The sequence below is a fragment of the Serratia sp. CY71090 genome (genome assembly GCF_052166845.1).
GTDB lineage: Bacteria > Pseudomonadota > Gammaproteobacteria > Enterobacterales > Enterobacteriaceae > Serratia > Serratia nematodiphila.
This window is the reverse complement of record NZ_JBJNOA010000002.1, coordinates 70,350-97,195: the sequence shown is the minus strand read 5'-3', so window position 1 is coordinate 97,195 and position 26,846 is coordinate 70,350. Positions and strand designations below refer to the sequence as shown.

Here is a 26,846-nt window from a genome sequence, read left to right as displayed (position 1 = left end):
GTGCCCGACAACGTGGCAAGTAAAATGCATATTGACCCTCACCTAGATGGAATAGGACCTGCGAGATATGCTGAAGTTGTTGATTTGAATAATCACGCTAAGGTTACTTGGAGCAAAGAAATTAAAGCTAAGCGTGGGTGTTGAGTATCTAATGGAGAGTGTGTTATGAATCTCGTAAAGGTTGATTGGACTCCTGAACATATGGGCGGGAGAAAAACAGTCCCTCCAGCAGGAAAGTATTATGCAGTATCTCGATTTCCTGAGGACAAGGAGTGGCAAAACAATGCCTGGAGCGTTGTTTTTGAGCTAGAGGAATCCAAGTCTGAAAATGGCAAGACGTTTTCGTTGGGAACTGTAGATTTTCTTATGGAATCTGCACCTAAAGAGCGTATGGTTCAGCATGATAAATTCGAAATTTACGAAGGTCCCAAAAAAGTAGCGGATGTTTTTCTTCTTCGAACCTGATTATTGATAGTGTTGGTACTGGATAGTGCTAACTACTACAGGATCAGGTGGTAGTCGGCGCAAAGAAGCTGCAGGGCGCGAAATATCAGCAACCGCTCGCTACGTCGGGCAATATCAAGTGGCCTGCATACAACCTAACCTGTTCCTAGGCTAGGTGTTTTACCACGCTGGAGCCGATAGGGCTGCGCGGTGGGTTGAACCTTTATCCGTATGTGCTGAATACGTCGATGTGAGTTGTTCCGTTTAAGATATGTCCATAAAAATGAAGAATGTAATTACTGAACTGTGGGAAGCTGGTGAATTACCGATTAAAAATGCTCTGTATTTTTCAGATGGTAGAGCTGAGTTGATCGATATCATATCCTACCCCACGCCTAAAGTATCTAAATCGGGATGTTTCGATTTTTTTGAGTTCTATGAAAAAAATAAAGATGAGATTACTACTATTGATGTAATTAAAAAAATTAACTTGAGTTGTGGTGGATACTTATGTTTAGGTGAGGGGAGCTATGGTTCAGAAGGTTTTATCGCTTATTTGGATCGCGAAGAAAAACTAGTTTGGGTTGTTTACTCGGAAAACTCCAACCCCTTCGTTTCTGCAACCATATTACATGATTCAACGGTTGCTATAGATTCAAGTGCTGGATTCCGACTGAAGGTCAATGTGCTAAAACCTGAGGAAATGGTGATAGTTTGATTGCTGAGTGTGCAGGAATTGAATGAGGAAATAAAGAACATGGAGGATTGTCATGAGGTTTTTTATCTGTGATGACGGTTATCCGTCTATAGAATCTAATAGTGACTATAGGATACTAACTGACTTTATAAAGGATGATATCCAAAGAGGTTTTTATGGTGTCAATGAGTTTATTGAGGCTTGTAAACTTGTAAGATCTGGAAATCTGCCATTTTGGGAGGGAACGGGAAACTCTCATACTATAACTATTAAACCTAATGGCGTGGGGATTTTTAATGAGTACACCGAGGAGTCTATGATTGTTTCGAGTATAGATGAGTTTGAGGGGTGCCTTGAACAATGGAAGAGTCTGTTTTTTAATATGGGTGATTTTACAAATGAAACTAAATAAAGAGAATGAGAGAATAGTTCTATCTGGCCATGAAGCGATAGATATATTATCTGAGATAGAGTTTATTTTGATATCATTGCGGAACATTGCACGGCATTATTATACCGATGCAAGTGGGGAAGTAAGTCAGAAGGTGAGAAATGCATATTGTGAGGAAACTACGCAGTTTATTGATAAAAATAATGTTACTGGCCGCTTATCAAAAGTAAGAGGGGTTATTTCTGAAAGGTTTAGTCATGAGTTAGGGATGGATAATATGGATGATATAGAAAGGGAAATGGAGAAAATCATTTATTGGGAGAAACCCGTTGACGAATGATGTTTAAATCTATTTGAGAAAATACTTTATGAAATTTATTGATGACAATATAATTAATGAGTGGGTTTCCAAGCATTATGCTACGATTAACCTTTCTCTATTAGGGGAAGCCGAATAGGCAGATAAAACCACTCCCTCCAACCTGTTACCCCCCCAAACTAAATACCCAATGTGCCATTAATCAGGGTGCAGCACTGCCCGCCGATCCAGGGCTCGCCGTCAATAAAGCGCACGCTCACGCGGCCATCTCGCTTCAGTTGGGTGCCCTGGCGCACCTGGTAGCCCTGCGCGGTCCGGCCGCCGTCGGGGAAGCGGCTGGCCTTCAATAAGCGCGCCAGGCAGGCGTTGGCGCTGCCGGTTACCGGATCTTCAATCAAAACACCGCATTCCACCATAAACGCGCGCATTTCGTAATCGGCGGGTTCGGTTGCGGAGCAGGCGCCATAAATCACTACGCCATCCACATCACAGGCGGTTTGCAGCTGTTTAATCGTGGCCTGATCCGGCGTTACCGCCAGGCAGGACTGCGCGTCCGGCAGGCGCACCATCAGCCAGCGAATACCCATCTCGGCAATCACCGGCAGGGGGGGTGCTGCAATCACTGCAGGCCGTAAAGCGGCCGTCAGCCGTTCGGTTTCCTCGGCCGCCATGGGGCGGAACTCTACTTCGGGCGCGGCGAACGCCAATGTACCTTCCGGCAGGATATTGACCGCCACCAGGCCGACGCCGCATTCCTGCATCATCGTTCCAGGGCGTTTAGGCGTCAACCCGGCTTCCAGCAGGGCGTGGGCGGTGCCCAGCGTTGGGTGGCCGGCGAAGGGCAGCTCTTTTTCGGTGGTGAAAATGCGCACCTTATAATCCGCCGCCGGGTGCGTCGGTTTAAGCACAAAGGTGGTTTCCGAAAGGTTGGTCCAACGGGCCAATGCCAGCATCTGCGCGTCGTTCAGCCCTTCGGCTTCCAGCACCACCGCCACGGGATTGCCCTGCAGCGGCGTACGGGTAAACACGTCCACCTGTTGGTAGGCGCGGGGTGTCACATCATCACTTCTGAGCATTTGCCATCATCCGTTATCAACAAAACCTGATGATAACGATATTTGCAATAGCTTCAAAGGGTTGAGTTTTGTTTTGAGATGCCCGCCCGTCGCCACTTCATCCCCGGCTTGGCGAACATCACCAGGTTGCCCAACAGGATCAGGCACAGGCCCAGCACGGCGTTGAAATGCCACTGGTAGCCTTCGTAAATCGTTGAGATGGTCAGCGCCACCAGCGGGAACAGCAGGGTGCTGTAGGCCGCCGCGCCGGCGCCGATGCGGCCGAGCAGGCTGAAGTAGGCGGCGAAGGCGATCACCGATCCGAAGACAGCCAGGTACAACAGGGATCCGATATAGCGGCTGCTGTATTCCATCTGGAACGACGCGCCCTGCGCCAGGGCGATCAACGCCATCAACAGCGCGCCGTAGGTCATGGCATAGGTATTGGTGGAAAAAATATCCAGCCCGCGGCGCTGATGGCGCGCGCTGATCATATTGCCCAGCGAGAAGCCGTAGGTGCCGAGCGCGCTCAGGCCGATGCCTTTAAGCAGCTCCGGCGCCATGCGGGTGGCGGCCAGATCTTGCCAGAACAGCGCCACGATGCCGGTCAACCCCAGCAGCGCCGCCGGCAGCAGGTTGGGGCTGGGGCGCTGGCGGAAGAACAGCAGGCTGTTGAGGGCGTTGAACAGCACCGCCATCGAGAAGATCACCGATTCCAGCCCGCTGCTGATATAAGCCGCTGCGTGGTAAAAACAGAAGAAGTTGAAACCGAACACGCAGCAGCCCTGCAGCACGCAGAACAGATGATCGCGCGGGGCGATGCGGCGCAGGCGGCGTGTTAACAACAGCACGGCGAACATCACCGCAGCGGAAATGGCGAAACGGTAAGCGATCGACACGGGAATGGCCACCGGGCCTTCCTGTTGCAGGGTAATCGCTATCCAGGTGGTGCCCCAAATCAGCACCACGGCGAGGTACAACAGCGCATTCATTCTATTCACTCCGAAAAAACCGATGGCGCAGTATCCGCTTTGGCGCGCGGCGGCGCTTGCAGCGCTTTGCGCCCAGTTGCATATTCTTGCGCTTTTTTTGCCAAAAGCGCGGGGCGGCCGCTGGCATGCCGCGGCGCCACTCTTTACACTGTCAGCATGTCGAACAACGGGGCCGGCGATGTCCAACTATCAGGCGTTTGAAACACTGCGTGAGCACAAGGCGCGGCTGCACGGCAGCGTGCTGCTGGGCACCGGCGTGGAGCTGGCGGCCTGGTCTAACTGCAACGATCGCGTCACGCAGGAAAGCGCCGACCACCATACCCTGAGCCTGTACGTCGCCGACGGCTATGAGTGCTACCAGCAGGTGCCGGGCGGCTGGCGCAACGGCGGCGGGCCGGATCGCTTCTGCATCATGCCGCGCCAGTACGCTTCCACCTGGGATGTGCGCAGCGATCTGTCATTCGTGCATCTGTACTGCACCGATGACCATCTGCGGCAGTTGGCGGAGCAAACCTGGGATCGCAGCCCGGCGGCGATCAACGTGGAGCAACGCAGCTTCGGCGAAGATCCGCAGATCACGCTGCTGTATCGTCAGTTTTTGCTCAACTGCGACTGGCGGGACAGCGCCAACCTGCTGGCGCTCAGCAGCGCCTCGAACCTGCTGATGTCGCACCTGATCCAGCGCTACAGCCAACTGCAGTGGAAGCTGCCGGCGGCGCGCGGCGGCCTGGCTCCCGCGGTAGCCAGGCGGGTGCGGGAATATATCGCAAGCCACCTGGATCGGCCTTTGTTGTTGGCCGATCTGGCGGCGCAGGCCGGGTTGAGCGAATACCATTTTGCCCGCATGTTCAAACATTCGACCGGCCTGGCGCCGCACCAGTTTGTGATGCGCGCGCGGCTGCAGCGGGCGGAACAGCTGTTGCGGCACAGCCAACAGCCGATCACCGAGATCGCGCTGGCGTGCGGCTTCAGCTCCGCCAGCCATTTCAGCAACCGCTTCAAGGCGGCCTATGGATTTGCTCCGCTGCAGGTGCGGCAGGGGCGCTAACCGGAAGGGAGTGCAAGCATGGATCAACCATTTGCCGGGCTGGGCGTGTTGTTCGTCGCCGGATTCGGGCCGATCACGCGTGAGAGCGACGAGAGCAAGGCGTTTTATGTCGAGGCGCTGGGGTTGCCGCTCAAGCCGATGCCGGGCAACGAAACCTATCTGCTGGCCGAGCAGGGCGCGCTGGACGGGGTGAAACACTTCGCCCTGTGGCCGCTGGCGCAGGCGGCGCAGTCCTGCTTTGGCGACGATCGCTGGCCGGCGGATCTCGCGGTGCCGCAGGCATGGATCGAGTTCGACGTGGCCGACATGGCGGCCGCCACCCAGGGGCTGGTCGATCGCGGTTATCGGCTGCTGGTCGCCAATCGTGAAGAGCCGTGGGGGCAAAGCGTTACCCGTTTGCTCAGCCCGGAAGGGTTGCTGGTTGGCGTCACCTATACGCCCTGGCTGCGTTAAACGCCACGCCGTTCGCCGCCGTTTCCCTGCGGCGGGCGGCTTAAGAATAAATACGCATTAGCTTAAAGCGATCTGCGCTATAGACCCATCAAATCCCCGAGTGGTTTCCCTTTCTGAAAGCAGTAATTCCGTTCATTGCGTAAAAACCAATGGCCAGAACGCGCTATTGCCATGCCATTTTACGGCGATTTTTCGCCCGCTTTTTTCGCCGCCAGGTGCCTGATAGGAATAGAGATTATTCTTATATTTCCGCCAACCGTTAAGAAATAATAATGATTCTCGTTTTCAACCACGGAAAGGAGAAGGAACGATGAAAACAGTGAAACGAACGGGCATCGCGCTGGCGATAGCCCTGACTTTCCCCCTGGCATTGCCTGCCGCTTTGGCGGCGCAAACCACCCTGACAAACAGTAAGGCGGCGACGATGACGGAAAAACACGGGCAGTTTATTGCGGTCGGTAAAGTGGTGCAGGTGACCTTCGGCGATTTCGCCTTCAAGCTGGATTTTACCGATGACAAGACCATGACCTTCACCGGTATCGGCGAAGCGTCGCAGGGCATCACCGATACCGTGCAGTACACCGCGGTGGAGATTCGGCCGAAGGTCTACATGGTCTATTGGCATGAACCACAGTCCGGCGACAACGTGACGCATGTCGAGGACTTTGAGCGCGGCGAGGTATACACCAACATCGCCGCCAGGGACGGCAGCTTCACCCATCTGAAAGGGCAGCTGAAAATCGTAGGTCACTCAGGAAACTAAGGAGCAGTTATGAAAAAGGCATTGATCACCTGTGCGATCGTCGGCGGTTTGCTGGCGAGTTACCCGGCGCTGTCAACGGATCAGGCGGCGTCTTACAAATCGGCCGGCAAGGGCGGTTATCATCATGCCCAGCAGAAGCTGAAGGTGGTGGAAGATCTGTATGCGGGCTTTTTCAACCGTCATGACATCAGCGTGGCGCAAAAGCTGATTGTGGAGAACTACAAGCAGCATAACCCGTTCGTCGGCGACGGCATCAAGCCGTTCCTGGATTTCTTCAGCCAGACCTTCAAAGACAATCCGCAGTACAGCGCCAAAATATACCGCAGCGCGGTCAACGGCGATCTGGTCTACGTTCACGTCCAATACCAAAATAATCCGCAGGATCGCGGCACCGCCAGCGTGGATATTTATCGGGTGAACGATCAGGGTAAAATCACCGAGCATTGGGACGTCAATCAGGATGTGCCGGAAAAATCGGCCAATGACAATACCATGTTCTGATCCGCAAGGGCCGCTGCGGCGGCCCTCTACATGCCCGCAACACTTTATTTACTTACATAAATAGGAAATGACCGCCGCGTCGAGTAGGCTACGGCCGCCTTTGGCAGTGGTGGTACGGTTGATGGGCGTCATTGTCCCGCCACTGCTTGAGGCGTTTCCCCACATTCCTCGTTATCCCGCGCGTTGATTTTCCACTTTTTTGAACTGATGCCGCAGCTGCAGCGCATTGCAAAGCACCAATACCGCCGTGACGGCGAACACCCAGCGGAACCCCATCATCGCCGAAATGCCCGATCCCAGCAGCGGGCCAACCACGTTGCCCAGGTACATAAAGGATTGGTTATAGCCGAAGATGCGCCCGGTCACCTGATCGGAGGAATACTTCAGCAGCAGCGCCTGCACCGCCGGCATCAGCGCGCCGTCGGCGAACCCCAGCAGGAAGCGCAGAATGCCCAGCTGCAGCGGCGTATTCACCCAGGCCATCACGGCGAACAGGCCGGTGGTGAACAGCAGCGCGGCGATCAGGATGCGCGCGGTGCCGATGCGATCGCCGAGCCGCCCGAGGCGTGGTGCCGAGATCAGCGCCGCAATGCCGGGCACGGCGGCGATCATGCCGCTGACAAAGGCGATATTGCTGACGTCGCCCGACAGTTCGCGGATGAACAGCGTCAGGATCGGGCTGATGGAGGAGTTAGCCAGCTGGATCATCAGGGTACAAACGAACAGGGTGACGATCAGCGTCGGATAAGGCAGCGAACGGAACACCGCCTTGCCGCTCAGCTGATCCGCTTTTTTCACCGTGATGCGCCGTTCTTTAATCAGGAACAGCGTCACCAGGAAGCTGACGAACATCAGCCCGGCGGTGACAAAAAACACCACCCGCAGCCCCAAATGGTCGGCCATCAGCCCGCCCAGCAGCGGCCCGGCGATCACTCCGGAGATCTGCCCGGTAGAGAGCGTGCCCAGCGCCCAGCCGCTTTTATCGCGTGGCGCCTGCGAGGCGACCAGCGCCATGGCGTTGGGAATATAGCCGGACGTCAGCCCCATCAGGGCGCGCAGCGCGAACAGCTGCCAGACGTTGGTGGCCAGCCCCTGCAGGGCGATGACGATCGCCATACCCAGCGAAGCGCGCAGCAGCATCAGCTTGCGGCCTTTGCGGTCGGCGAGGCTGCCCCACAGCGGCGACACCACCGCCGAGACCAAAAAGGTGCCGCTGAACACCAGCCCGGACCACAGGCTGAGGGATTGATGATCGCTGACGCCGAGCTGTTCGACGTACAGCGGCAGAAAAGGGAGGATTTGGCTCATCGCCAGCCCGGTGAAGAAACACCCGAGCCAGACCGAGATCAGATTGACTTTCCACGCTTCCATCGACTTGTCGTACCACTTTGAATTTGGAGGGATTTGTTAAGCAAGATAATAATAACACCGCGAACTGGCCGGCGCGGGGGAAATGCGTGAGAAAACGTAAAGCCCGTCGGTGGCGTTGTTACATTTCGCTATAAAATAATAGCTATATTATCATAGGTATTTATTTTAAGCTACTCCACCAAGCCGCTCAACAATTCGGCGGCGCCACACTCTCTCTACCCATTTCGCCGTGTCGGCGGCAAGGAGACGCTTTCTATGAATACCGCACTGATCGCTCTGGATTACATCGTGGATATCTCCCACCCGGAAGGAAAAATTGCGCGCTCGGCGCAGCAGGTCATCGAGCGCGATGCCATCGCGCGGGCAAATAGCGCATTGTCTCTCGCGCAGCGCAAGGATTGGCTGCGCATATTGGTTAAAGTCGGTTTCGCGGCCGGCTATGTCGATCAACCCAAATACTCGCGGATGTTTGGGCAGGCGCATCAATTTGGCGCTATCGCACTGGGCCAGCCGGGCACGGATTTTCATCCTGATTTAGCGTCTGATTTGGGGGAGTTAACCATCGTAAAACCGCGCGTTAGCGCGTTTTATGGCACCAATCTGGATGCGACGCTGCGTGCCCGCCGCATTGAACGGTTGGTGATCTGTGGGGTCAGCAGCACCTGGGCGGTACAGGCGACGGCGCGCGACGCGCACGATCGCGATTATCAGGTGCTGATACTGGAAGAGGCTTGCGCGGCGGCCACGGCGGAAGAGCACCGGATCTCAATGGAAACGCTTGCCACTATTGCCGATATCGTCACGCTGGAACAGCTGAGCGCATTGTGAAGCTGCTGCGTGAAGAAATCGCCTGGCGTCAGCTGCGACGGGGAGCATGGGTGTTGGCGCCGTTGCTGGCCCTGAGCCTGGCGACAGGCAATGCCAACTGGCTGAAGGCTTCGGTGGTCACCATATCGCTGTTTGTCGTTTGCGAGCGTCTTGAACTGGCGCCGCTCGGCGTGGCGCTGCATGCGGCGGCATTGCTGCTGCTCTTTATGGCGCTGCTGTGCGCCATGCACACGCCGGTAATCTTCATTTTGGCGTGCGTGTTGGCAGCGGCGGCGGCGGTTGGGATCTCCGCGTTCGGCGGCAAGCTGCGATCCCTGGGGAATTTTATTTTTATTCCGGCTCTTTATCTGGCGTGTGAAACCGCTGAAGGTGGCGCCGGCGCGCCATTAGCCCAATGCGGCTGGGCGCTGCTCCCTTTTCTGGAGGCAGCCGTCTTGCCGGTGCTGATGCTTGCATTGGCGGAGCACCGGCGGCTAGCGTGGTTGTCGACGAGTGACAGCCTGCATCATTATCTCCAGCTGCGCCGCAGCGATGAGCTTGGCGCTCGCGTGGCCTGCGGCGAGGCTTTGCTCGCCGTAAGTTGTGCCGTTGCACTGTCGGCGGCGATCGTTGAGTGGCAACACCTCGATTACGGGCAATGGGTGATCTGGTCGGCCGTCAGCGTGATCAGCGGCGATATGGCCGGTACGCGCAACAAACTCCGCCAGCGTGCGTCAGGCGCATTGCTGGGGGTGCCCGTCGGTATTTTGCTGGGCAGCCTCATGCCGCATGGCAATGTGGGTTATGAACTGCTGAGCGTGGTGACGATGCTCACCCTGGTGTCTTTTCATCGTTATACCTTGGGGTTTGGCGCCCGTTGCGCCTGCATCGCCTGCGCGTTGGTGATTGCCGGAAAAGCGCCGTCGATCACCGCAGAAAGGGTGGTCAATGTGTTGCTGGGCGGTGGCATCGGTCTGCTGTTCGCTTTGGCGGGTGCCGGTGTTGCCGCTCAACGCCGGCACCCGCCAATAGCGAGCTGGCATATTTCGTCCGCCAATTTCGGTTGACCGTTCCCGGTCTCGGTGTGAAAGTACGGACAAATCTATCGTTATCTATTGATGCCAATGAAAAAAGATCATCCTGAAGACGTGACGCTGCTGCGCACGCAGTTAATGTCGCTGGTGCGCCGTTTGCGGCGCGAGTCGCGCAGCGACGAAAAATCCTGGGCCCAGTTGATGCTGCTGGGAGCTATCGATCGCCACGGCGGCGAGGCGACGCCGTCGCTGCTGGCGGAGTCGGAGCGCATGCGTTCCTCTAACCTGGCGGCCGCCTTGCGCGAGCTGGAGGCCGATGGGCTGCTGGTGCGCACGCCGGATGCTGAAGACAAACGCCGGGTGCGGGTGCGCCTGACGCCCGCCGGGCTGGGGCTGTTGCAGCAAAGCCGCACCCGGCGCGAGGCGTGGCTGCTGGCGGCGATGGAAAGCTGTTTAACGGAGCAAGAACAGGCGCAGCTGATCGAAGCGGGGGCGTTGATGGCGCGGCTGGCGGCGGCGCCGTCAACGGACGCGGAATAATCGGCGGGGCGGCAGATGCGCCGCCCGTGCAGCGAGGTTACGGCATCGGCCAATCGGCCGGCATGGTGCTGACGACGTCCACGTAGCGATCCCAGGCCGATGACCAGAATTGGGTGAAGGCTTCCAGGGTGAGGTGGATGCCCATCAGGCCCATCACGAACCAGCAGGCGGTAAACAGGCCCAGGCTGCTGAACATGAACGCCATGCCGTTGCGGCTGGTTTTACGGCAAACGACGTTTAACTGGCTGGCGAAGAACATCATCACGGCGCTCAGCAACTCCCAGCGCATCATGACTAAACCGGTGGCAATGGTACTCATCGAACTCGATCCTATGTAACAAAAAGCCGCATCCGGCAGGGCGCCGACAGGGAAATGCGGGGGAATAACGGGAATAATGTGATTCAGATCACATTGTAGCATTGGGGCGAACGGCGGCTCAATGGGGCGCGCGGTGAAAAAAACGCCGACGGTAACATTCCAATATGCTGAAACAGTTATGCCATTTCATTAGCAACCTTTTCATGGGGCGGCGCGCCCGATAACGCTATGCTTGCCGGCTTTTCAGTTCCCTGATTTTACGGGGAAATGTGACGCAAAAGGTACCGGCACCGCATGGCCCTGTTAAAAGAAAAAATTCGCGACCACTCTGCGGAAGAGAGGCTGTTTATCCGCCGGGCAGGCGTAGCGCTGGCGCTGGTGGTGGTCTGCTTCGGCGCGCTGATCGTTAACCTCTACCGGCTGCAAATCCGCCAGCACGGCTTTTACCAGACGCGTTCCAACCAGAACGACATCAAGATGCTGCCGCTCGCCCCCAGCCGCGGGTTAATCTTCGATCGCAATGGCACTCCGCTGGTGCGAAACGTGACACTGTATCGTGTCGAAATCACGCCCAGCAAAATCACCGACATGGCGGCGCTGCTGCAGGCGCTGACGCCGATCGTCGATCTGACGCCGGAAGACATCAGCACGTTTCGTGACGATATGCGCCACAACAGCCGCTACAAGCCGGTGACGCTAAAAACCGGGCTGAGCGACACTGAGGTGGCGCGCTTTGCCGTCAATCAATACCGTTTCGACGGGGTGACCATCGATACCTATCAGCAGCGTGAATATCCTTACGGCGCCCAGCTTGCGCACGTGCTGGGCTATGTGTCGAAGATCAACGACAGCGATCTCAAGCGCCTGGACAAGGCCGGCCTGAGCGAGAACTACGCCGCCGACCGCAATATCGGCAAACAGGGTATCGAGGCCTATTACGAATCCGAACTGCATGGCACCACCGGTTATCAGGAGGTGGAGGTGGATAACCATGGGAGGGTGATCCGCTTGCTGAAGGAACAGCCGCCGAAGGCCGGCAAAAACATTTACCTGACGCTGGATCTGCCGCTGCAGCAGTACATCGAATCAGTGCTGAAGGGGCAACGCGCCGCGGTGGTGGTGGAAGATCCGCGCGACGGCGGCATTCTGGCGATGGTCTCCAGCCCCAGTTACGATCCCAATCCCTTCGTCAAAGGCATCGGCTATCAGGCCTATAAGGCGCTGCTGGGCAACCCGGATCTGCCGCTCATCAACCGCGTTACCCAGGGATTGTACCCGCCGGCTTCCACGGTGAAGCCCTACATGGCCGTTTCGGCGCTGTTCGCCGGGGTGATCACGCCCGCCACCACCTTTTTCGGCGCGCCGACCTGGACGCTGCCCGGCACCGAGCGGCGCTACCGCGACTGGCTGAAAACCGGCCACGGCATGCTCAACGTCACCAAAGCGATTGAAGAGTCCGCCGACACCTTCTTTTATCAGGTGGCCTATGAGATGGGCATCGATCGCATTCACCACTGGCTGAGCCAGTTCGGTTATGGCCAGTCCACCGGCATCGATCTGAACGAAGAGTACCGCGGCGTGCTGCCGAGCCGCGACTGGAAGCTGAAGGTGCACAAAAAGGGCTGGTATCAGGGGGATACGGTCTCGGTGGGCATCGGCCAGGGGTATTGGGTGGCGACGCCGATCCAGATGGTGAAAGCCTTGAGCACGCTGCTCAACAACGGCCGGGTGAAAACGCCGCATCTGTTATATTCGCTGCAGCAGGGCAACCGGGTGACGCGCTACCAGCCGCCGGCGCAAACGGTGCAGATCGGCGATCCCAACTCGCCTTATTGGGGCATCGTGCGCAACGGCATGTACGGCATGGCCAACTTGCCGAACGGCACCGGTTACAAGCTGTTCCACACCGCGCCGTATCAGATCGCTGCCAAATCCGGCACCTCGCAAGTGTTCAGCCTGAAGCAAAACCAGACTTACAACGCCAAAATGATCCCGGTGCGGCTGCGCGATCACATCTTTTATACGCTGTTTGCGCCCTACAAAAATCCCCGGGTGGCGATGGCGCTGATCCTGGAAAACGGCGGCGGCGACGGCGTGGTGGCGGGGCCGACCGCGCGCGCGATCCTCGACCACATTTTTGACCCGGCCAACGCGCCACAGCCCGGCGATACGCCGCAAAGTAAACCGCAGTTAAACGACAGCGCGGATGTGCAACGGTGATGCGGTTTGTTTTTACTTTCTTACAAACTGCAATCTCCTGACCATTTCCGGCAAGGTAGACTGAAATAACACCATAAACTGAATAAAAACGTAGGGTTAACACAACAGTGGCGCCATCGACCAAAAAGAGCGGTAAAACCTATTCCACAGTTCGTTTCGGCTGGATTTGCGCCGGCATGCTGGTCTGTTTTTTTCTGTTGGCGTTCAGGGTCGGCTACCTGCAACTGCTGGAACACCAGCAGTTGGCCAACCAGGCTGACCAGCGTTCGATCCGCACCCAGGTGGTGCCGACCAACCGCGCCATGATCACCGATCGCAACGATGAGGCGCTGGCGGTCAGCGTGTCGTCCAAAGACATCGTGCTGGATCCGAAGCATATTCTCGATACCCAGACCGATACCGGCAACGAACGCTGGCAGAGCATGGCCAACGTGCTGAAGATCCCGCTGGCGGACATCCAGCACCTGATCCAGAGCAACGCGCGCAAACGTTTCGTTTATCTGGCGCGCAAGGTGGAGGACGATAACGCCGCCTACATCAGTAAGCTGCACCTGACCGGCGTCAGCACCGAGCAGGATTTCAGCCGCTTCTATCCGATGGGCCAGGACGCCGCCGGGCTGATCGGCATCGTCGGCCAGGACAATCAGGGGCTGGAGGGCATTGAGCTGGGTTTCAACCCGCTGTTGCAGGGCAAAAACGGCCTGCGGGTCTATCAGAAGGACGGCAGCGGCGCGGTGATCGGCGTGCTTAAAAGCGTGGATCCGGTGCCGCCGCCGAACGTGACGCTCAGTATCGATAAATTTATTCAGTACGTGCTCTATGCGCAGATCCGCGACGGCGTGGTGGCTAACCAGGCCGACTCCGGCTGTGCGGTGCTGGTCAAGATCGACACCGGCGAGGTCCTCGGCATGGCCAGCTACCCGTCGTTCAACCCGAACAACTATGGCAGCACCCCGGCGAAGGATATTCGCAACGTGTGCAGCAGCGACAGCTTCGAACCGGGCTCGACGGTGAAACCGGTGGTGGTAATGGTGGGGCTGGAGCATAAGCTGATCCGGCCGGATACGGTGCTGGACACCACGCCGTATCGGGTGAACGGTCACCTGATCAAAGACGTCGGCCATTGGTCGAAACTGACCATCACCGGCGTGCTGCAAAAATCGAGCGACATCGCGGTATCGCACATTGCGCTGGCGCTGCCGGCCACGGTGCTGCCGGCGGTCTACCGCAGCTTTGGCCTGGGGCGACCGACCGAGCTCGGCATCGGCAACGAGAGCAGCGGCTATCTGCCGCAGCATCGCGAACGCTGGGCCGATATCGAACGCGCTACCTTCTCTTTCGGCTATGGGCTGCGCGTGACGCCGCTGCAGATGGCGCGCGAGTATGCCGCGATCGGTTCCTTTGGCATTTATCGGCCGCTGTCGATCACCAAGGTGACGCCGCCGGTGATGGGGCAACGTATTCTGCCGGCGGATACGGTTCGGTCCGTGGTGCATATGATGGAGAGCGACGCCTTGCCGGGCGGCAGCGGGGTGAGCGCCGCAGTGCCGGGCTACCGGCTGGCGATCAAAACCGGTACCGCCGAGAAAATGGGCCCGAGCGGCAAATACGATGGCGGTTACATCAACTACACCGCCGGCGTGGCGCCGGCCAGCGATCCGCAGGTGGCGCTGGTGGTGATGGTCAACAACCCGAAAGCCGGCAAGCACTTCGGCGGTTCGGTGGCCGGACCGGTGTTTGGCAAGATCATGGCTCAGGTGCTGGAGCACATGAATATTCTGCCGGATGCCCAGCCGCTTAACGTGGTGTCGTCGGTCAAGGGGTAAGGGGGATTAGCGCGATTCCAGCAGGCGCTTCAGCGCCTGCAGATCGGCGTTCACCAGCCCGACGTCGCGGGCGAACAGCGCGTCGTCCATGTCCGGCTGGCGGAACAGGGTGAAGATCACCTCGGCGCCTTGTCGGTTGGCGAGCGCGCGCAGCGGCACGTAGACTACGCCGCCGTCCGGCAGCGTCACCCAATGATCCAGCACGCCGAAGGCATTGGGCGCGCTAAATCGAATGCGGATCCGCCCCTGCGGAGTCTCCGCCATCCAATCTTCACCTTCCCGCCGTAAGCTATTGGCTAATCCTTTGGCCCACAACGGGAAGTTTTCCGGGCGGCTGAGAAAGGCGTACACCTCGTCACAGGGGCGGTTGATGGCGACATGCAGCGTTTGCGCGCTCAGCATCATGATTTCTCCGGTTGACGGCGATACTTCAGTGTAGATCCCGCCGCGCTCAGAAGTAGTAACCGATGTTTACGTTGGTGCGAAAATACCATTTATTGCTGCCGGAGGACTGGGTGCCGGTCCATCCGGTGGCGTTTTCCACGCCGCCCCACGGGTTGGCGTTCTGCGCCCAGGTCAGATCCACCCACAGCATCACCGGCATGGCGAACACCTGCACCCCGAGCGTATTCATTTTGGAGTCGGAGCCGCCGTGCCTGTCCTTCCAGAGCACGCTGTAGTCGTTGTAGAAGCGCAGCTTTTTCACCGGTCCCCAGGGCACCTCGACGTCGCGCGCCAGGTTGATGGCGGCAGTGGTGGCCTGCGACGGGATCAGATAGGCCGGCGTCAGGCCGTTGCCGCCCATCAGGATCACCGAATTGCTGGCGCCGGCCGGGCCTTTGGCGTCGTAACCGTAGCGGATCACCTGGCCGGACAGATGCCAGGCATCCCGATTCACCAGCGTATGCAGGCCCGCCGCCCAGAAGCTGCCGTTATCGCCGGTCGCCTGGTTGTAGAGCCGCGAGGCCGCCAGCGAACCGCCGAGCTCATTGTCCCAGCCGCCCTGGTGGAAAGCTCGCGTCAGCCGCAGGTTTACCTGATCGCGTTTTTCGTTGCGCTGCAGATGCTGTGAGGCAAAATTGGTGTTCTTCAGATCGTCGTAGCTGGCGACGTCGGGGGCGTAACGCACGCCGGTCGGCATCATGCGCGGGTAGTAGGCGGCGTCGAAGGCCCAATCGCCCCGTTGGTATTGGTATTTGGCGCCGAGCCCGGTGTTGACGCCAAAGCCGAGGTAAAACGGAATGCCGTACGACCAGCCGAACTGCGGATAGGGCATCAGGCCGAACGGTTTGAACGGCGCGCCCAGCTGCACGGTGGAGCGCTCAGACAGGTGGTAGCCGACATAGGCGCGGTCGATGGCGTATTTGCGCCGATCCTGAAACCAGAATCCGCTATCGAAAAACGCGTCGTTTATCTGGCCGGCGGCATCGATGCGAAAGGCGTCAAAGCGTAAATGCGGCGGATGCCGATAATTGCTGCTGCGCCAGTCTTCATAGCGATAATTGGCGCGCAGCGCACCGCCGATGTCAATATTCTTTTTATTATCCTCGCTTTGCCAATGAATATGCGGAAAGACCGGGCGGTTTTTTTTTACCGGCGCCACGGTGGCAGCCGCATCGCTGGGTAATGCGACGGCAGTCGCGTAACTCGCTGGTGAAACAAGAAAAAAACAAAGAGTGATCTTGCGCATGCCTGGCCCCTGGTGAATGTTTTGTTTTTATTAAGACGAGCGGGGTTTACCTGTGAATAAGGCGTTATTGCTCGTTTGTTTTATATTTGAGACGTTTCATTGTGCGTTTCATATATTAAATTCATTTCCGGTTAATATATGAAACTTTGTTTCTTGTTTAATGGGAAAACTATAAATCCGGTATTGAACAAGTCAAGAAATAAAAATGAGCGTTGACGAGAAATTCCGATTATTGGGTCGCCCTGGTTTGCGGGGGCGACACAAAGCAGGTTGAAATAGTCGTGTCATAAATGCGCGTTAGACTCGCGGCATTCTGTCATTACTGACTAAAAATCATGAACATAAAACTGACACTTGGCCGCCGGGTAAAACCTGCGGCAGCGCTGCCGCACGCGTTTGGCATCGGCAAGAGCATGGGCTTATTAGGCGGCGTAATTTGCGTTATTGCGCTATTTTCTCTGCTGCAATTGTTTTCCACCGTATTTATTTCCACTATTCTGCACGACGCCAAGGTTAACCTGGTGACGGGAGACGGGTTGCATCGCCAGCAGGCGACGATGGATCGTGCCAGACTGTCGCTGCTGACGGCCAGCGACACCCTGAACCGTGCGGGCATCTATTATCTGCAGGACAAAGTCACCGGCTCCGACGGCAGTTGGCATAGCCTGCTGGATGAATCGTTGGCGGCGTTGGAGGCTTCAAAGCAGGCCTTTGCCCGGTTCGAGCGCTTGAGCGCGGCCGCGCCCGAAGCGGCGGGCGCCCTGAAAGACAGTTATCGCCTGTTCTATGACGGCCTGAAGGAACAGGCGCAAGGGTTGCAAAGCAGCGCCAGCATCGATGCGTTTTTCGCCGTGCCGATCCAGGCGTTTCAGGCGGATTTCAACGAAAAGTACCTCGCTTATCAGGCGCTGAACGAACAGCATGGCAATGACGTCAACGTGCGGCAATTGGCGGCGCTGGAGCAGGCCAATACCTTTGCGCTTGGCGCATTGGCCGCGCTGGCGCTGATCGCCGTGGGGGTGTGGTTCGGCGTCGCCCGCTGGGTGATAGCGCCGCTGCAGCGGGCAATTGTCCACCTCAACGTGCTGGCCGCCGGCGATCTTTCGCGGCCGCTGCCGCCTGAGCGGGCGTTGAACCGCGAGATGCGTCAGCTGCAAACCAGCATTGGCCACATGCAGGGCGGTCTGCAGCGCCTGGTAAGCGAGGTGCGCGATGCGGCGAGCGGGATCCTGAACGGCGTCGAGCGGCTGGCGGACGGCAATCGACAGTTGACGGCACAGTCGGCGAAGCAGAACGGGGAACTGCAGTTGGCGACCGAGCACGTGCAGCAGTTGGCGGCGCGGGTGGAAGAAAACGGCCAATACGCGCAGCAGGCCAGCCAACGAACCGAACAGGCCCGGCAGTGCGCCGGCGCCGGTGAGCAGATGATGCAAACCGTCAATGTTTCGATGCACGGGATCGTCAACCAATCGGCTGAGATGCGCGGCATTGTCGCGCTGATCGACAGCGTGGCGTTTCAGACCCATATTCTGGCGTTGAATGCGGCGATCGAGGCCGCGCACGCCGGCGTTCACGGCCGCGGTTTCGCCATCGTGGCTAAAGAAGTGGGCTTGCTGGCGCAAAAGAGCAGCCATTCGACGCGCGATATTCAGCAGTTGATCGGTCGCTCATTGCAGCAAATCGATCAAGGTTCGCAGGCGGTCGAACGGCTGACGGGCAACCTGCGCAAAATTATCGATCTGGTGAACAAATGCAGTGCGCTGATGGGGGAAATCTCGCTGGCGTCGTTCAATCAAGGGGAGAGCATCCAGGACGTGACGGCGCGCATCACCGCGCTGAATCAGGTGGCGCAGCAAACCGGCGCCGTGGTGAGCGCGGTGACCGAGGCTTCGCAGCTGCTGCAGGGGGAGTCGGAACGATTGGATAAAGCGATGGCGCGCTTCAGGCTGCCGGTGCAATAAATAACCCTGACGCGGGTTAATGAATAATAACGCTGCGTTTAATGTTATTCATTATTTCCCTGTGCTGAGGGACGTTATTTCGATAAATAAAAACAGGCCGGCGCTTATGGATTAAAAAAGCGTCGGCCTGCAGAGATTATTTTAACGGGAGGATTAACGGCTGGTCTGGTGGCCGATAATGCCGCCCAGCGCTGCGCCGCCGAGGGTGCCCAGCGTGCTGCCGTCGGTCAGCACTGCGCCGCCGACCGCGCCGACGCCCGCGCCGATCGCCGTGTTGCGATCGCGATTGGACATATGCCCACATGCGGTAACGGAAAGCGTCGCCATCACCACCACCAACACACCTGCGGCACGTTTAATATTCATAATGAGTTCCTGGTAAATTGGCTGATTAATGGATTAAAAATAATCCGATTAACCCACCGGTAGAAGTTGGGATGAATGTATTCCTCCGAAAGAAAATCGAACAGGTAAAAATTCTTAATTTTGCGGCAGTGAAAAGCGATTGCTCGCCGAATGTGCGGCCACCGACAAAACCGCTGGTCTATACTGGGAAGACGCCTCGCGGGGGCGGGGCACATACTCTGGAGGCCGCCATGTCCGATCTCGTTTCCGCGTCCGGCAAACCGGTGAAAATCCCCGGCCCGGATCACCCGATCACCTTGACCCGTCATCCGACGCGGGTCGTGGTGCGTGCTGCCGGGAAAACCCTGGCCGACAGTCGCAATGCGCTCATCCTGCAGGAAGCCACCTATCCGCCGGTGTTTTACTTTCCGCGTGAGGACGTGAATATGGCGCTGTTGCAGAAAAACGAGCACGTCAGCTACTGCCCGTATAAGGGCGACTGCAGTTATTTCACCTTCGCGCTGAACGGCGCACAGGGGGCCAATACGGCCTGGAGCTATGAAATGCCTTACAACACCGTGGTGGCGATCAAGGATTATCTGGCATTTTATCCCGACAAAGTGACAGAAATCAGTACTGAAGCCTGACCTGCCGCCGCCGCCGGGCGGGGGCAGGTTGACATTCCGCTTATCCCTACTCATTATGTGTATTACTGGAAACTGATACGCTTTCCTTATGTTTTAATCCGACATAAACGAAACTCTGAGCAGGTGCCAAGGTGTCTACCTCTACGCGATTTGCCGTTGCCATCCATATTCTGACCAACATCACGCTGTGTCGTGGCCAGACGGTGCGTTCCGAAGATATCGCGCGCAGCGTCAACACCAACCCGACGGTGGTGCGGCGGATCCTCGGCGCGCTGGCGGAGGCCGGGCTGACCTATTCGCAGATGGGGCAAGGCGGCGGGGCGCTGCTGGCGCGGCCGGCAGAAGCGATCTCGCTGCTGGACGTGTATCGCGCGGTGGAGGATCAACCCTATTTCATGCTGCACCGCGCCCGGCCTAACGATGCGTGTTATATCGGCCACGCGATTACTCCGGTGCTGGAGCAAGAGTTTGCGCGCGTTGGTCACGCGCTGGAGGCCAGCCTGGCGCAAACCAGCATCGCCGAAATGGCCGGGCAGGTCGAGCGGCAAGCCGGCTATCCTTTTGTCCCTTGTTCAGCGCAATATCAAGCGGATACGCAATAAAAACCCACGCCAATTCCGTCTTCCCGCAGAGCATTTTTTGCATTGCGTTAATGTAATTGTGTAAGTTACATTAGCTCGCATCAAGTGTGATGTGGCTCACGTTTTAGACTGCCTCCCCACGATAATCGATCGATTGGCCGGAAACCTTTTCTTCCGGCGCAGATTCGCTGTGCTTATAAACCAGGAGAGAACGATGTTAGAAATGCTTGAAAGCTTGGCCACCGTGGTGGTCCTGGTGCCGGTAATGGTGGCCGTCTTGCTCGGCGCGATTTACGGCTTGGGTGAAGTGTTCAACGTCTTTTCCGCTATCGGCCGCAAAAATAACGGCTGAATTTGAACGTCAGGGGACGCAACGCCCCCTGACGCAGGACTACAATACCGTCGCCAGGAAGTTGCGCGTCCTCTCATGTCCCGGCGCATCCAGAACCTGCTGCACGCTGCCCGTTTCAACCACCTTTCCCTGATCCATAAAGACAATCTGGTCGGCCACTTCGCGGGCGAAGCCGATTTCGTGCGTGACCACCACCATGGTCATGCCCGAATGCGCCAGGTCTTTCATCACCTGCAGCACTTCGCCAACCAATTCAGGATCGAGGGCGGAGGTCGGTTCATCAAACAGTAACACCTGCGGGTTCATCGCCAGCGCGCGGGCGATGGCGACGCGTTGTTGCTGGCCGCCGGACAGTTCTCGCGGCCAGGCGTTGATGCGATGTTCCAGCCCGACGCGGGCCAGCAGCTGCTTCGCCCGTTCCTGCACCTCGGCTTTTTTTTCCTTTTTCACCCGCAGCGGCGCGTCGCTGACGTTTTGCAACACGGTGCGGTGCGCAAACAAGTTGAACTGCTGAAATACCATGCCGATGCTTTTACGCTGTTCGGCCACCTCGGCTTCTTTCAGCTCGTACAGATGCCGGCCTTTTTGACGATAGCCGATCAGCTGTTCGCCAACGCGAATGGTGCCGCCGTCCAGCTTTTCCAGGTGGTTGATGCAGCGCAACAGGGTGGATTTGCCGGAGCCGGAAGGGCCGAGGATCACCGTCACCGAGCCTGCCGGGATGGTCAGGCTGATGTTTTTCAACACGTCGGTGCCGGAAAAGGATTTCCGCACCCGGTTGATGTGGATGGATGCGCTCATTGTTCACCTCCCTGAGGGGCTTTGCGGTTGAGGAAGAACCCGCCGCGGCGCGTTGCCTGCGTGCCGCGGCCAAAATAGCGCTCCACGTAGTATTGGCCAATCGACAGAATCGAAGTCATGGCCAGATACCACAGGGTGGCGACCAGCAGCAGCGGGATGACCTCGTAGGTGCGTTGGTAAATGATCTGCGCCGAATACAGCACGTCCTGCAGGGCAATCACCGACACCACCGCGGTGGTTTTCAACTGCCCGATCACCTCATTGCCCGCCGGCGGCAGGATGGTGCGCATCGCCTGCGGCAATACCACGCGCCACAGGATTTGCCCACGACGGTATCCCAGCGCTTTGGCGGCTTCCAGCTGGCCGCTGCCGACGCTTTGGATGCCTGCGCGCACGATCTCCGCCGCATAGGCCGACTGATGCATCACCAGCGCGATCACCGCCGCGCTGAAGGTGCTGATAAGGGTATTGGTCGGCGCGCTGGCGACTTCGCCAAGAAACGGGATCCACAGGCTGATGCGCGGATAAAGCGCGGCGATGTTGTACCAAAGGAACAGCTGCACCAGCATCGGCACCGCACGGAAGAACCAGGTGTAGAACCAGCTTACCGCAACCAATACCGGATTGGCCGACAGGCGCATCAGCGCCAGCAGCACGCCACCGGCGAAGCCGAACACCACCGAAATCACCGTCAGCTTTAGCGTCATGAGCACGCCGTTGAGGATGGAAGCCTCGGTCAGGTTTTCCGCCACCACCGCCCATTCAAAGCGCGGGTTGTGCAGCATGGAATTGATGATAACGCCGACGATCAACAGCACAACCAGGGCGCTGAGCCAGCGCCCGTAATGCCGATGGCCGACGATGCTCAGTTCCGCGTCGTCGACAGGGTGTTGCCCACTCATTTTGCGATCTCTTCATTGATGCCGGCGGTTTTCACTGCACCAAAACCGATATCCCAGCCGTCGAGGATTTTCTGGTAACTGCCGTCGGCGATCAGAGAATTCAGCGCCGCCTGCACCGGTTTCACCAGTTCGGAGCCTTTCGGCAGGGCAATGGCCACCGTGGTGCCGTCAATGTTGATATCACCGGCCAGCGTCAGCGGTTTAACGTGGGTGGCCTGGTAGCGCAACCCTTCATACGGGCCGAAAAACATCGGTATGCGGCCGCTGATCACCGCTTGCACCCCGGCCGGGCGGTCCGGGAAGATCGGCATGGTGATGGCCGGCTTGCCGGCGGCGACGCATTGATCGCTGGCCTGCTGCAGGCGGGTGATCTGCGAGGTGCCTGCGCCGGCGCCGACGGTCTGGCCGCACAGCTGCGCCAGCTCGGTGTAAGGGCCTGGCGCAGCGTCTTTGCGGGCGATCAAGGCCAGCTTGGAAGCGTTGTAATAGCCGACGAAGTCCACCTGCTGGAAGCGCTTTTTGTTGGCGTCAATGTTGGCCAGCGCGACGTCATAACGGCCGGACTTCAGGCCGGGGATGATGTTGTCGAAGCCGCCGGTGTCCTTCCAGTGGATCGCCACGCCCAGGCGATCGGCAATCGCGCTCATCACGTCGATTTCACGCCCGGCCAGCGTTTTGTTGTCCGCCTGGTAAAAGGTGGTCGGCGGGGTGTTCGGGTTGGTGCCGGCAACGATATAGCCGGCCTTTTTGATCGCTTCAGGCAGGCTGTCGTGCAGCGCGGGATCGGCGGCAGCTTTCACCGCAGCCTTGAAGGGAACATCGCCTTCAGCGGCATGACCGGCTGCCAACGGCGCCAGCGTGGAGGAAGCCAACAGCAGGGATAGTACGGTGCGTTTGAATGTGGTTTTCATCATGATTTCCCTGCGGATTAAGCCGATTTTACGTTAGCGAAGTTGATTGCCGGTTCCGGCAGACCCAGGTTTTCACGCAGGGTTGCATGCTGATACTCTTCACGGAACAGGCCACGGCGACGCAGCTCCGGGATCACCAGCTCGACGAACAGTTCCAGCTGGTTGGGCAATACCGCCGGCATGATGTTGAAGCCGTCTGCGCCTTGCTGTTCCAGCCACAGCTGGAAGTCGTCGGCGATCTCTTCGGCGGTGCCTACCACCACGCGGTGGCCGCGCGAACCGGCCGCGACGGCCGCCAGCTCACGCAGCGTCAGGTTTTCCCGCGCGGCCAGATCGGTCAGCAGTTTCACGCGGCTTTGGCCGCCTTCGGTGGCGCCCACGTTCGGCACCGGGCCGTCCAGCGGATAATCGCTCAAATCGAAACCAAAGCGCGCCGACAGCTGCTCAATGCCGTTATCGATATCCACCAGTTGATTCAGCTGATACCAGGTTTCCTGCGCTTCTTCTTTGGTACGCCCGACAATCGGCATCACACCTGGCAGGATCAGCAGGTGGTCCGGGTTGCGGCCGGCGTCGGCCACGTATTTTTTCTGACTGCGGTAGAAAGCTTGTCCTTCTTCCAGGCTGGCGGCGGCGGTGAACACCACTTCGGCGGTTTCCGCCGCCAGCTGCTGGCCGGCCGGGGAAGAGCCGGCCTCAATGATCACCGGCCGTCCTTGCGGCGAGCGGGAAATGTTCAGCGGGCCCTGCACCGAGAAATGCTTGCCCTTATGGTTGGCGGCGTGGATTTTCTCGTCGATGGCGTACACGCCATTTTGCTTGTCGCGCACGATGGCGTCTTTTTCCCAGCCGTCCCACAGTTTGTAGCTGGCCTCGAGGAATTCCCGCGCCACTTCATAGCGTTCGGCGTGCGACGGCAGATCTTCACGGCTGAAGTTGCGCGCCGCATCGCTGGAGAAAGAGGTCACCACGTTCCAGGCGGCGCGGCCGTGGCTGATATGGTCGATGGAGGCCATGGCGCGTGCCAGGTGGAAGGGTTGATCGAACGTGGTGGAGGCGGTCGCCGCCAGCCCGATATGGCGGGTGTTGACCGCCAGCGCCGCGAGCAGCGTCAGCGGCTCCAGGCGTGACATCGTCGAGGGCAGGCGGTGCACGCTGGTTGCCAACGCGTCGCCGACGAAGAACATATCGAAGGTGCCTTCTTCGGCTTTTTTTGCGATCCAGGTGAACCAGTCGATATCGGTTGGTGAACCGCTGGCGCCTTCTGCGCGCCATCCCCCGATGTGGTGCCCCAGCGCCTGAACGAACAGGCCGAGACGGAGTTGGCGCGATGGTGTTGAAGGTGAAGTACTCATAATTATTCCTGTTTTATTATTAATTTAACAATGCAATCAGTCGCGGCAGCGCGCCAGGGGACATAAGCGCGCAGTCGCGGATAACGCTCTCGCCTTCAAGGCCCGGAAGCAGCTGCAGAATGGCGCGCAGCTTGGCGTCGAGGTCTGTTGGCCGGGCGGCGGTTTGCTTTCTTGTGACTATGTCACTTATTTGCCTCCCGTCCTGCAGCGTCAGGGTCAGGCGATGGAAGCGCATCTCCGGATCGAGCGCGTCCGGCGGGGCTGCGGGATCGGCATGACGCTCAACTTTTGCCGCCAGGGCGGCGATAGCCGCATCGACAGGCTGCTCGCCGTAATGCGTCAGCGGGACCTCGCCGTGGTATAGCGCATCGGCGATGACGTATTCGAGGCTAAAGCGCGCTTCCACACCGGTGGCCGGTTGGCGAATAAAGGGCGCAGTATCTGCGCCGGGCGGAAAACTGACCTCAACCTGTGCGATCTCCGCAAGGGCGTCGCCTTGTGCCAGCAGCCGCGCGCGCAGGGCGAGCGCCGCCTCGGCCGCGCTGTGAGTGCCACCGCAAGTCGGGTACCGCTTGAACTCCAGCCCCGGCTGCAGGATGCGCCAGGGCGTGCCCCAGCCGGCGGTCAGGCATTCCGGTTTTTGCCGGCCGCCGCCGTGGGAAGTCAGCAGGCTGTCCAGCACGCCCTCCGGTTGGCCGATGAAGCCGGCCTGAGCCAGCAGGGCGGCGTTGACCGCGTTGCGTGCCGCCAGCCCGGCGTGCAGCGGTTTGGCCGCCGAACCGAACTGGCTGCGCAGGCCCGCTGCCTGCGTGGCCGCCAGGCCCAGAGCAATCTGCGTCTGCCGCTGGTCAAGCTGCAGATAACGCGCCACGGCGGCGCAGGCGGCGACCGCGCCCAGGGTGGCGGTGCTGTGAAAACCCAGCGCGTAATGTTGCGTGCCAGCGGCCAATCCCAGCCGGCCAGCGGCCTCTACGCCGATGACATAGGCGGTTAACAGCTCGGTGACATTGTCACTCTCACCGTTCAGCGCCAGCAGGGCTGAGAGCACTACGGTGCTCGGATGGCCACGCAGCGCAGGATGGTAATCATCGAAGTCCAACGCGTGGCTGACATAGCCATAGCGCAGTGCGCGGTTCTCGCTGCCGTTCGGCGGAAACGTCTTACCGATCGCTGCCAGACCGGCATCGCTCAACGCCCCGCGGGCAATCGGCAGCGCGCAGGCGAAGTAATCTTTCACGCCGCGGCGAGCGGCTGACAGGGCGTTTTCATCCGGCTGGCTGTTCAATATCAGATGGGCGAATTGGGCGGTTATCGGTAATGACAAGGCGTTAACACCTGAATTTATATACGGTTATGCACGAGTGCGGGGTGAAAGGTATTGTGTGGCGATTTTCGTTGTCCCGAAAGAACGAACGGCGCTTCCATATCTCTGAATGGAATATAACGACGGCACTGCGCCGTCGTCAGAGCTGCTGGCAGGCGCGGCAGGCTGCGCCTTAGCTATTTTTGTGCAAAGCAAAGCTGAATTTGCTCTAGCACGATAGAGGACTCAGGCCGAGAAAAGGCGAACGCTCATGATGTCGATAAATGCCCTGAGACGCGGTGTAAGATGTTTGCTTGAAGGCCAGAGAATTTTGAGACTGCCACTGTGTCGGCAGTGGTCGCCAAGCACCGGTTGGAGCCGCCGACGCTCCAGCGCCTCTCGCACCGCGAAATCGGGCAAGCAGGCGATGCCCAGGCCCTGTTCCGCCAGGTAAATCAGCGTGTCGACGGTGTTGCATACCGTGCGCTTGCCCAGGCCTTCGTCGAGCAGTTTATCTCCGCCCGCCACCGGCCAGGTCTCGACTTTGCCGGTGGTGGGGAATCTGTATAACAGGCAGGCGTGATCGCGCAGTTCTGCCGGTTGGCGGGGTATTCCCGCTCGGCGCAGATACTCTGGCGCCGCCACCAGCTGTAGGTGAAACGTGCCCAGTTGGCGGCTCATTAAGCGAGAATCCTCGGTATCGCCCACGCGGATCACCGCATCGAACCCTTCTTCGATCACCGCGACTCGACGGTCGGAAAAATCGGTTTCCAGCTCAATCTCCGGGTAACGCCGGACAAATTCCGCCAGCACCGGATTCAGCAGGCCGCCCACCAGCGGCAAACTGACACGCAGCTTGCCGCGCGGCGCGCTGTGCGTATCGCTGATTTCCCGTTCCGCCGCCGCCAATTCCCCGAGAATGCGCTGGCAGCGGTGCAGAAACAGCCGGCCTTCTGCGGTCAGCGTCATGCTGCGCGTGCTGCGGTGGAACAGACGCGCGCCCAGCCGATTTTCCAGGCGGGCGACGCTTTTCCCCACTGCGGAAGCGGAAATGCCGAGCACGCGCCCGGCCTCTACGAAACTCAGCGTCTCTGCGGCCTGCACAAAGACGTTCACCCCAGACAGATTATCCATTGCTTGCCCCATTGCGGACTTGAGTGTCCGCTATGAAAGGAAATCTAGCCTGTTTTTTCGTTAATCGCCACGCTCTATGCTCGG

Annotated in this window: 30 protein-coding genes; 17 read left to right on the top strand and 13 right to left on the bottom strand. The window is 58.5% G+C overall.

The window, feature by feature from the left end:
- Positions 1-165 precede the first annotated feature (165 nt).
- The 4 genes from ACJ8OK_RS06080 to ACJ8OK_RS06065 all read left to right on the top strand — a co-directional run bounded on the left by ACJ8OK_RS06080 (position 166) and on the right by ACJ8OK_RS06065 (position 1,872).
- Positions 166-465 (top strand): hypothetical protein, encoded by a 300-nt coding sequence (locus ACJ8OK_RS06080; protein WP_033633099.1) that lies wholly within the window; start codon positions 166-168, stop codon positions 463-465.
- A 262-nt stretch (positions 466-727) separates the two neighbouring features.
- On the top strand, positions 728-1,162 hold the full coding sequence (locus tag ACJ8OK_RS06075; protein ID WP_072056078.1) for a hypothetical protein: 435 nt from the start codon (positions 728-730) through the stop codon (positions 1,160-1,162).
- A gap of 52 nt (positions 1,163-1,214) precedes the next feature.
- Positions 1,215-1,553, top strand: coding sequence for a hypothetical protein (locus ACJ8OK_RS06070; RefSeq protein ID WP_050501254.1), 339 nt, complete (start codon positions 1,215-1,217; stop codon positions 1,551-1,553).
- On the top strand, positions 1,540-1,872 hold the full coding sequence (locus ACJ8OK_RS06065; protein WP_033633098.1) for a hypothetical protein: 333 nt from the start codon (positions 1,540-1,542) through the stop codon (positions 1,870-1,872). The genes ACJ8OK_RS06070 and ACJ8OK_RS06065 overlap by 14 nt, the downstream gene beginning before the upstream one ends.
- 158 nt (positions 1,873-2,030) lie before the next feature.
- On the opposite strand, the gene ACJ8OK_RS06060 is transcribed toward ACJ8OK_RS06065, so the two are convergent.
- Positions 2,031-2,927, bottom strand: a complete 897-nt coding sequence (locus ACJ8OK_RS06060) for a PhzF family phenazine biosynthesis protein (RefSeq protein WP_442530452.1) — start codon at positions 2,925-2,927, stop codon at positions 2,031-2,033.
- 53 nt (positions 2,928-2,980) lie between these two features.
- Positions 2,981-3,898: a DMT family transporter gene (locus ACJ8OK_RS06055; RefSeq protein WP_060559638.1), complete on the bottom strand. Its 918-nt coding sequence runs from the start codon at positions 3,896-3,898 to the stop codon at positions 2,981-2,983.
- Between the two features lie 178 nt (positions 3,899-4,076).
- On the opposite strand from ACJ8OK_RS06055, the gene ACJ8OK_RS06050 reads away from it, so the two are divergent.
- The 4 genes from ACJ8OK_RS06050 to ACJ8OK_RS06035 all read left to right on the top strand — a co-directional run bounded on the left by ACJ8OK_RS06050 (position 4,077) and on the right by ACJ8OK_RS06035 (position 6,663).
- The gene (locus ACJ8OK_RS06050; RefSeq protein WP_033633095.1) at positions 4,077-4,946 is read left to right on the top strand and encodes a helix-turn-helix domain-containing protein; all 870 of its coding nucleotides are present in this window, start codon (positions 4,077-4,079) and stop codon (positions 4,944-4,946) included.
- Between the two features lie 18 nt (positions 4,947-4,964).
- Complete coding sequence (locus ACJ8OK_RS06045; RefSeq protein WP_021504557.1) at positions 4,965-5,399, top strand: glyoxalase/bleomycin resistance/dioxygenase family protein; 435 nt, start codon at positions 4,965-4,967, stop codon at positions 5,397-5,399.
- A gap of 310 nt (positions 5,400-5,709) precedes the next feature.
- Complete coding sequence (locus tag ACJ8OK_RS06040; protein WP_015377823.1) at positions 5,710-6,162, top strand: MoaF-related domain-containing protein; 453 nt, start codon at positions 5,710-5,712, stop codon at positions 6,160-6,162.
- 9 nt (positions 6,163-6,171) lie between these two features.
- Positions 6,172-6,663 carry a nuclear transport factor 2 family protein gene (locus ACJ8OK_RS06035; RefSeq protein ID WP_021504558.1) on the top strand — a complete coding sequence of 164 codons (492 nt, stop codon included), beginning with the start codon at positions 6,172-6,174 and terminating at the stop codon, positions 6,661-6,663.
- Positions 6,664-6,834: 171 nt separating this feature from the next.
- Here the strand turns inward: ACJ8OK_RS06035 and ACJ8OK_RS06030 are convergent, their stop codons facing one another.
- The gene (locus tag ACJ8OK_RS06030; protein ID WP_004940721.1) at positions 6,835-8,034 is read right to left on the bottom strand and encodes a multidrug efflux MFS transporter; all 1,200 of its coding nucleotides are present in this window, start codon (positions 8,032-8,034) and stop codon (positions 6,835-6,837) included.
- Between the two features lie 255 nt (positions 8,035-8,289).
- Here ACJ8OK_RS06030 and ACJ8OK_RS06025 point away from each other — a divergent pair, with 255 nt between their 5' ends.
- From ACJ8OK_RS06025 to ACJ8OK_RS06015, 3 genes are read left to right on the top strand one after another with little or no spacing between them, the layout of a single operon-like run.
- Positions 8,290-8,862, top strand: coding sequence for an isochorismatase family cysteine hydrolase (locus ACJ8OK_RS06025; protein WP_033633093.1), 573 nt, complete (start codon positions 8,290-8,292; stop codon positions 8,860-8,862).
- The gene (locus ACJ8OK_RS06020) at positions 8,859-9,908 is read left to right on the top strand and encodes an FUSC family protein (protein ID WP_442530451.1); all 1,050 of its coding nucleotides are present in this window, start codon (positions 8,859-8,861) and stop codon (positions 9,906-9,908) included. Before ACJ8OK_RS06025 ends, ACJ8OK_RS06020 begins: the two co-directional genes overlap by 4 nt.
- A 57-nt stretch (positions 9,909-9,965) precedes the next feature.
- Positions 9,966-10,415: a MarR family winged helix-turn-helix transcriptional regulator gene (locus ACJ8OK_RS06015; RefSeq protein ID WP_015377827.1), complete on the top strand. Its 450-nt coding sequence runs from the start codon at positions 9,966-9,968 to the stop codon at positions 10,413-10,415.
- Between the two features lie 37 nt (positions 10,416-10,452).
- Here the strand turns inward: ACJ8OK_RS06015 and ACJ8OK_RS06010 are convergent, their stop codons facing one another.
- The gene (locus ACJ8OK_RS06010; protein ID WP_004940713.1) at positions 10,453-10,734 is read right to left on the bottom strand and encodes a YjcB family protein; all 282 of its coding nucleotides are present in this window, start codon (positions 10,732-10,734) and stop codon (positions 10,453-10,455) included.
- A gap of 294 nt (positions 10,735-11,028) precedes the next feature.
- On the opposite strand from ACJ8OK_RS06010, the gene mrdA reads away from it, so the two are divergent.
- Positions 11,029-12,954 (top strand): penicillin-binding protein 2, encoded by a 1,926-nt coding sequence (gene mrdA, locus ACJ8OK_RS06005; protein ID WP_442530450.1) that lies wholly within the window; start codon positions 11,029-11,031, stop codon positions 12,952-12,954.
- A gap of 107 nt (positions 12,955-13,061) precedes the next feature.
- Positions 13,062-14,780, top strand: coding sequence for a penicillin-binding transpeptidase domain-containing protein (locus ACJ8OK_RS06000; RefSeq protein ID WP_033633091.1), 1,719 nt, complete (start codon positions 13,062-13,064; stop codon positions 14,778-14,780).
- 6 nt (positions 14,781-14,786) lie between these two features.
- On the opposite strand, the gene ACJ8OK_RS05995 is transcribed toward ACJ8OK_RS06000, so the two are convergent.
- Both ACJ8OK_RS05995 and ACJ8OK_RS05990 read right to left on the bottom strand, forming a co-directional pair.
- Complete coding sequence (locus ACJ8OK_RS05995) at positions 14,787-15,185, bottom strand: hypothetical protein (protein ID WP_021504564.1); 399 nt, start codon at positions 15,183-15,185, stop codon at positions 14,787-14,789.
- A 46-nt stretch (positions 15,186-15,231) separates the two neighbouring features.
- Positions 15,232-16,470, bottom strand: a complete 1,239-nt coding sequence (locus ACJ8OK_RS05990; protein WP_082997656.1) for a hypothetical protein — start codon at positions 16,468-16,470, stop codon at positions 15,232-15,234.
- A 335-nt stretch (positions 16,471-16,805) separates the two neighbouring features.
- Here ACJ8OK_RS05990 and ACJ8OK_RS05985 point away from each other — a divergent pair, with 335 nt between their 5' ends.
- Positions 16,806-18,431, top strand: coding sequence for a methyl-accepting chemotaxis protein (locus ACJ8OK_RS05985; RefSeq protein ID WP_103686716.1), 1,626 nt, complete (start codon positions 16,806-16,808; stop codon positions 18,429-18,431).
- Positions 18,432-18,584: 153 nt separating this feature from the next.
- On the opposite strand, the gene osmB is transcribed toward ACJ8OK_RS05985, so the two are convergent.
- Positions 18,585-18,797, bottom strand: a complete 213-nt coding sequence (gene osmB / locus ACJ8OK_RS05980; RefSeq protein ID WP_004940700.1) for an osmotically-inducible lipoprotein OsmB — start codon at positions 18,795-18,797, stop codon at positions 18,585-18,587.
- Positions 18,798-19,027: 230 nt separating this feature from the next.
- Here osmB and ACJ8OK_RS05975 point away from each other — a divergent pair, with 230 nt between their 5' ends.
- From ACJ8OK_RS05975 to ACJ8OK_RS05965, 3 genes are all read left to right on the top strand, one after another.
- Complete coding sequence (locus tag ACJ8OK_RS05975) at positions 19,028-19,423, top strand: DUF427 domain-containing protein (RefSeq protein ID WP_135638192.1); 396 nt, start codon at positions 19,028-19,030, stop codon at positions 19,421-19,423.
- Positions 19,424-19,554: 131 nt separating this feature from the next.
- Positions 19,555-20,025 (top strand): Rrf2 family transcriptional regulator, encoded by a 471-nt coding sequence (locus ACJ8OK_RS05970; protein ID WP_004940698.1) that lies wholly within the window; start codon positions 19,555-19,557, stop codon positions 20,023-20,025.
- Positions 20,026-20,218: 193 nt separating this feature from the next.
- Complete coding sequence (locus tag ACJ8OK_RS05965; protein ID WP_004940695.1) at positions 20,219-20,356, top strand: AcrZ family multidrug efflux pump-associated protein; 138 nt, start codon at positions 20,219-20,221, stop codon at positions 20,354-20,356.
- 39 nt (positions 20,357-20,395) lie between these two features.
- Here the strand turns inward: ACJ8OK_RS05965 and ACJ8OK_RS05960 are convergent, their stop codons facing one another.
- The 6 genes from ACJ8OK_RS05960 to ACJ8OK_RS05935 all read right to left on the bottom strand — a co-directional run bounded on the left by ACJ8OK_RS05960 (position 20,396) and on the right by ACJ8OK_RS05935 (position 26,762).
- Positions 20,396-21,157, bottom strand: a complete 762-nt coding sequence (locus ACJ8OK_RS05960; protein WP_004940693.1) for an amino acid ABC transporter ATP-binding protein — start codon at positions 21,155-21,157, stop codon at positions 20,396-20,398.
- A complete protein-coding gene (locus ACJ8OK_RS05955) occupies positions 21,154-22,059 on the bottom strand; it encodes an amino acid ABC transporter permease (protein WP_021504568.1) in 906 nt (301 codons plus the stop codon). The genes ACJ8OK_RS05960 and ACJ8OK_RS05955 overlap by 4 nt, the downstream gene beginning before the upstream one ends.
- Positions 22,056-22,970, bottom strand: a complete 915-nt coding sequence (locus ACJ8OK_RS05950; protein ID WP_442530464.1) for an ABC transporter substrate-binding protein — start codon at positions 22,968-22,970, stop codon at positions 22,056-22,058. The genes ACJ8OK_RS05955 and ACJ8OK_RS05950 overlap by 4 nt, the downstream gene beginning before the upstream one ends.
- 17 nt (positions 22,971-22,987) lie before the next feature.
- On the bottom strand, positions 22,988-24,325 hold the full coding sequence (locus ACJ8OK_RS05945) for an LLM class flavin-dependent oxidoreductase (protein ID WP_048795820.1): 1,338 nt from the start codon (positions 24,323-24,325) through the stop codon (positions 22,988-22,990).
- A 19-nt stretch (positions 24,326-24,344) separates the two neighbouring features.
- A complete protein-coding gene (locus ACJ8OK_RS05940) occupies positions 24,345-25,649 on the bottom strand; it encodes an MmgE/PrpD family protein (protein ID WP_060559644.1) in 1,305 nt (434 codons plus the stop codon).
- A 225-nt stretch (positions 25,650-25,874) separates the two neighbouring features.
- On the bottom strand, positions 25,875-26,762 hold the full coding sequence (locus ACJ8OK_RS05935) for a LysR family transcriptional regulator (RefSeq protein WP_085336917.1): 888 nt from the start codon (positions 26,760-26,762) through the stop codon (positions 25,875-25,877).
- Between the last annotated feature and the right edge of the window lie 84 nt (positions 26,763-26,846).

What these genes read in the sequence shown, in the direction of transcription:
- ACJ8OK_RS06080 (WP_033633099.1), top strand. Translation starts at nt 166, where the DNA reads ATGAATCTCGTAAAGGTTGATTGGACTCCTGAACATATGGGCGGGAGA.
- ACJ8OK_RS06075 (WP_072056078.1), top strand. Translation starts at nt 728, where the DNA reads ATGAAGAATGTAATTACTGAACTGTGGGAAGCTGGTGAATTACCGATT.
- ACJ8OK_RS06070 (WP_050501254.1), top strand. Translation starts at nt 1,215, where the DNA reads ATGAGGTTTTTTATCTGTGATGACGGTTATCCGTCTATAGAATCTAAT.
- ACJ8OK_RS06065 (WP_033633098.1), top strand. Translation starts at nt 1,540, where the DNA reads ATGAAACTAAATAAAGAGAATGAGAGAATAGTTCTATCTGGCCATGAA.
- ACJ8OK_RS06060 (WP_442530452.1), bottom strand. Translation starts at nt 2,927, where the DNA reads ATGCTCAGAAGTGATGATGTGACACCCCGCGCCTACCAACAGGTGGAC.
- ACJ8OK_RS06055 (WP_060559638.1), bottom strand. Translation starts at nt 3,898, where the DNA reads ATGAATGCGCTGTTGTACCTCGCCGTGGTGCTGATTTGGGGCACCACC.
- ACJ8OK_RS06050 (WP_033633095.1), top strand. Translation starts at nt 4,077, where the DNA reads ATGTCCAACTATCAGGCGTTTGAAACACTGCGTGAGCACAAGGCGCGG.
- ACJ8OK_RS06045 (WP_021504557.1), top strand. Translation starts at nt 4,965, where the DNA reads ATGGATCAACCATTTGCCGGGCTGGGCGTGTTGTTCGTCGCCGGATTC.
- ACJ8OK_RS06040 (WP_015377823.1), top strand. Translation starts at nt 5,710, where the DNA reads ATGAAAACAGTGAAACGAACGGGCATCGCGCTGGCGATAGCCCTGACT.
- ACJ8OK_RS06035 (WP_021504558.1), top strand. Translation starts at nt 6,172, where the DNA reads ATGAAAAAGGCATTGATCACCTGTGCGATCGTCGGCGGTTTGCTGGCG.
- ACJ8OK_RS06030 (WP_004940721.1), bottom strand. Translation starts at nt 8,034, where the DNA reads ATGGAAGCGTGGAAAGTCAATCTGATCTCGGTCTGGCTCGGGTGTTTC.
- ACJ8OK_RS06025 (WP_033633093.1), top strand. Translation starts at nt 8,290, where the DNA reads ATGAATACCGCACTGATCGCTCTGGATTACATCGTGGATATCTCCCAC.
- ACJ8OK_RS06015 (WP_015377827.1), top strand. Translation starts at nt 9,966, where the DNA reads ATGAAAAAAGATCATCCTGAAGACGTGACGCTGCTGCGCACGCAGTTA.
- ACJ8OK_RS06010 (WP_004940713.1), bottom strand. Translation starts at nt 10,734, where the DNA reads ATGAGTACCATTGCCACCGGTTTAGTCATGATGCGCTGGGAGTTGCTG.
- mrdA (WP_442530450.1), top strand. Translation starts at nt 11,029, where the DNA reads ATGGCCCTGTTAAAAGAAAAAATTCGCGACCACTCTGCGGAAGAGAGG.
- ACJ8OK_RS05995 (WP_021504564.1), bottom strand. Translation starts at nt 15,185, where the DNA reads ATGATGCTGAGCGCGCAAACGCTGCATGTCGCCATCAACCGCCCCTGT.
- ACJ8OK_RS05990 (WP_082997656.1), bottom strand. Translation starts at nt 16,470, where the DNA reads ATGCGCAAGATCACTCTTTGTTTTTTTCTTGTTTCACCAGCGAGTTAC.
- ACJ8OK_RS05985 (WP_103686716.1), top strand. Translation starts at nt 16,806, where the DNA reads ATGAACATAAAACTGACACTTGGCCGCCGGGTAAAACCTGCGGCAGCG.
- osmB (WP_004940700.1), bottom strand. Translation starts at nt 18,797, where the DNA reads ATGAATATTAAACGTGCCGCAGGTGTGTTGGTGGTGGTGATGGCGACG.
- ACJ8OK_RS05975 (WP_135638192.1), top strand. Translation starts at nt 19,028, where the DNA reads ATGTCCGATCTCGTTTCCGCGTCCGGCAAACCGGTGAAAATCCCCGGC.
- ACJ8OK_RS05965 (WP_004940695.1), top strand. Translation starts at nt 20,219, where the DNA reads ATGTTAGAAATGCTTGAAAGCTTGGCCACCGTGGTGGTCCTGGTGCCG.
- ACJ8OK_RS05960 (WP_004940693.1), bottom strand. Translation starts at nt 21,157, where the DNA reads ATGAGCGCATCCATCCACATCAACCGGGTGCGGAAATCCTTTTCCGGC.
- ACJ8OK_RS05955 (WP_021504568.1), bottom strand. Translation starts at nt 22,059, where the DNA reads ATGAGTGGGCAACACCCTGTCGACGACGCGGAACTGAGCATCGTCGGC.
- ACJ8OK_RS05950 (WP_442530464.1), bottom strand. Translation starts at nt 22,970, where the DNA reads ATGAAAACCACATTCAAACGCACCGTACTATCCCTGCTGTTGGCTTCC.
- ACJ8OK_RS05945 (WP_048795820.1), bottom strand. Translation starts at nt 24,325, where the DNA reads ATGAGTACTTCACCTTCAACACCATCGCGCCAACTCCGTCTCGGCCTG.
- ACJ8OK_RS05935 (WP_085336917.1), bottom strand. Translation starts at nt 26,762, where the DNA reads ATGGATAATCTGTCTGGGGTGAACGTCTTTGTGCAGGCCGCAGAGACG.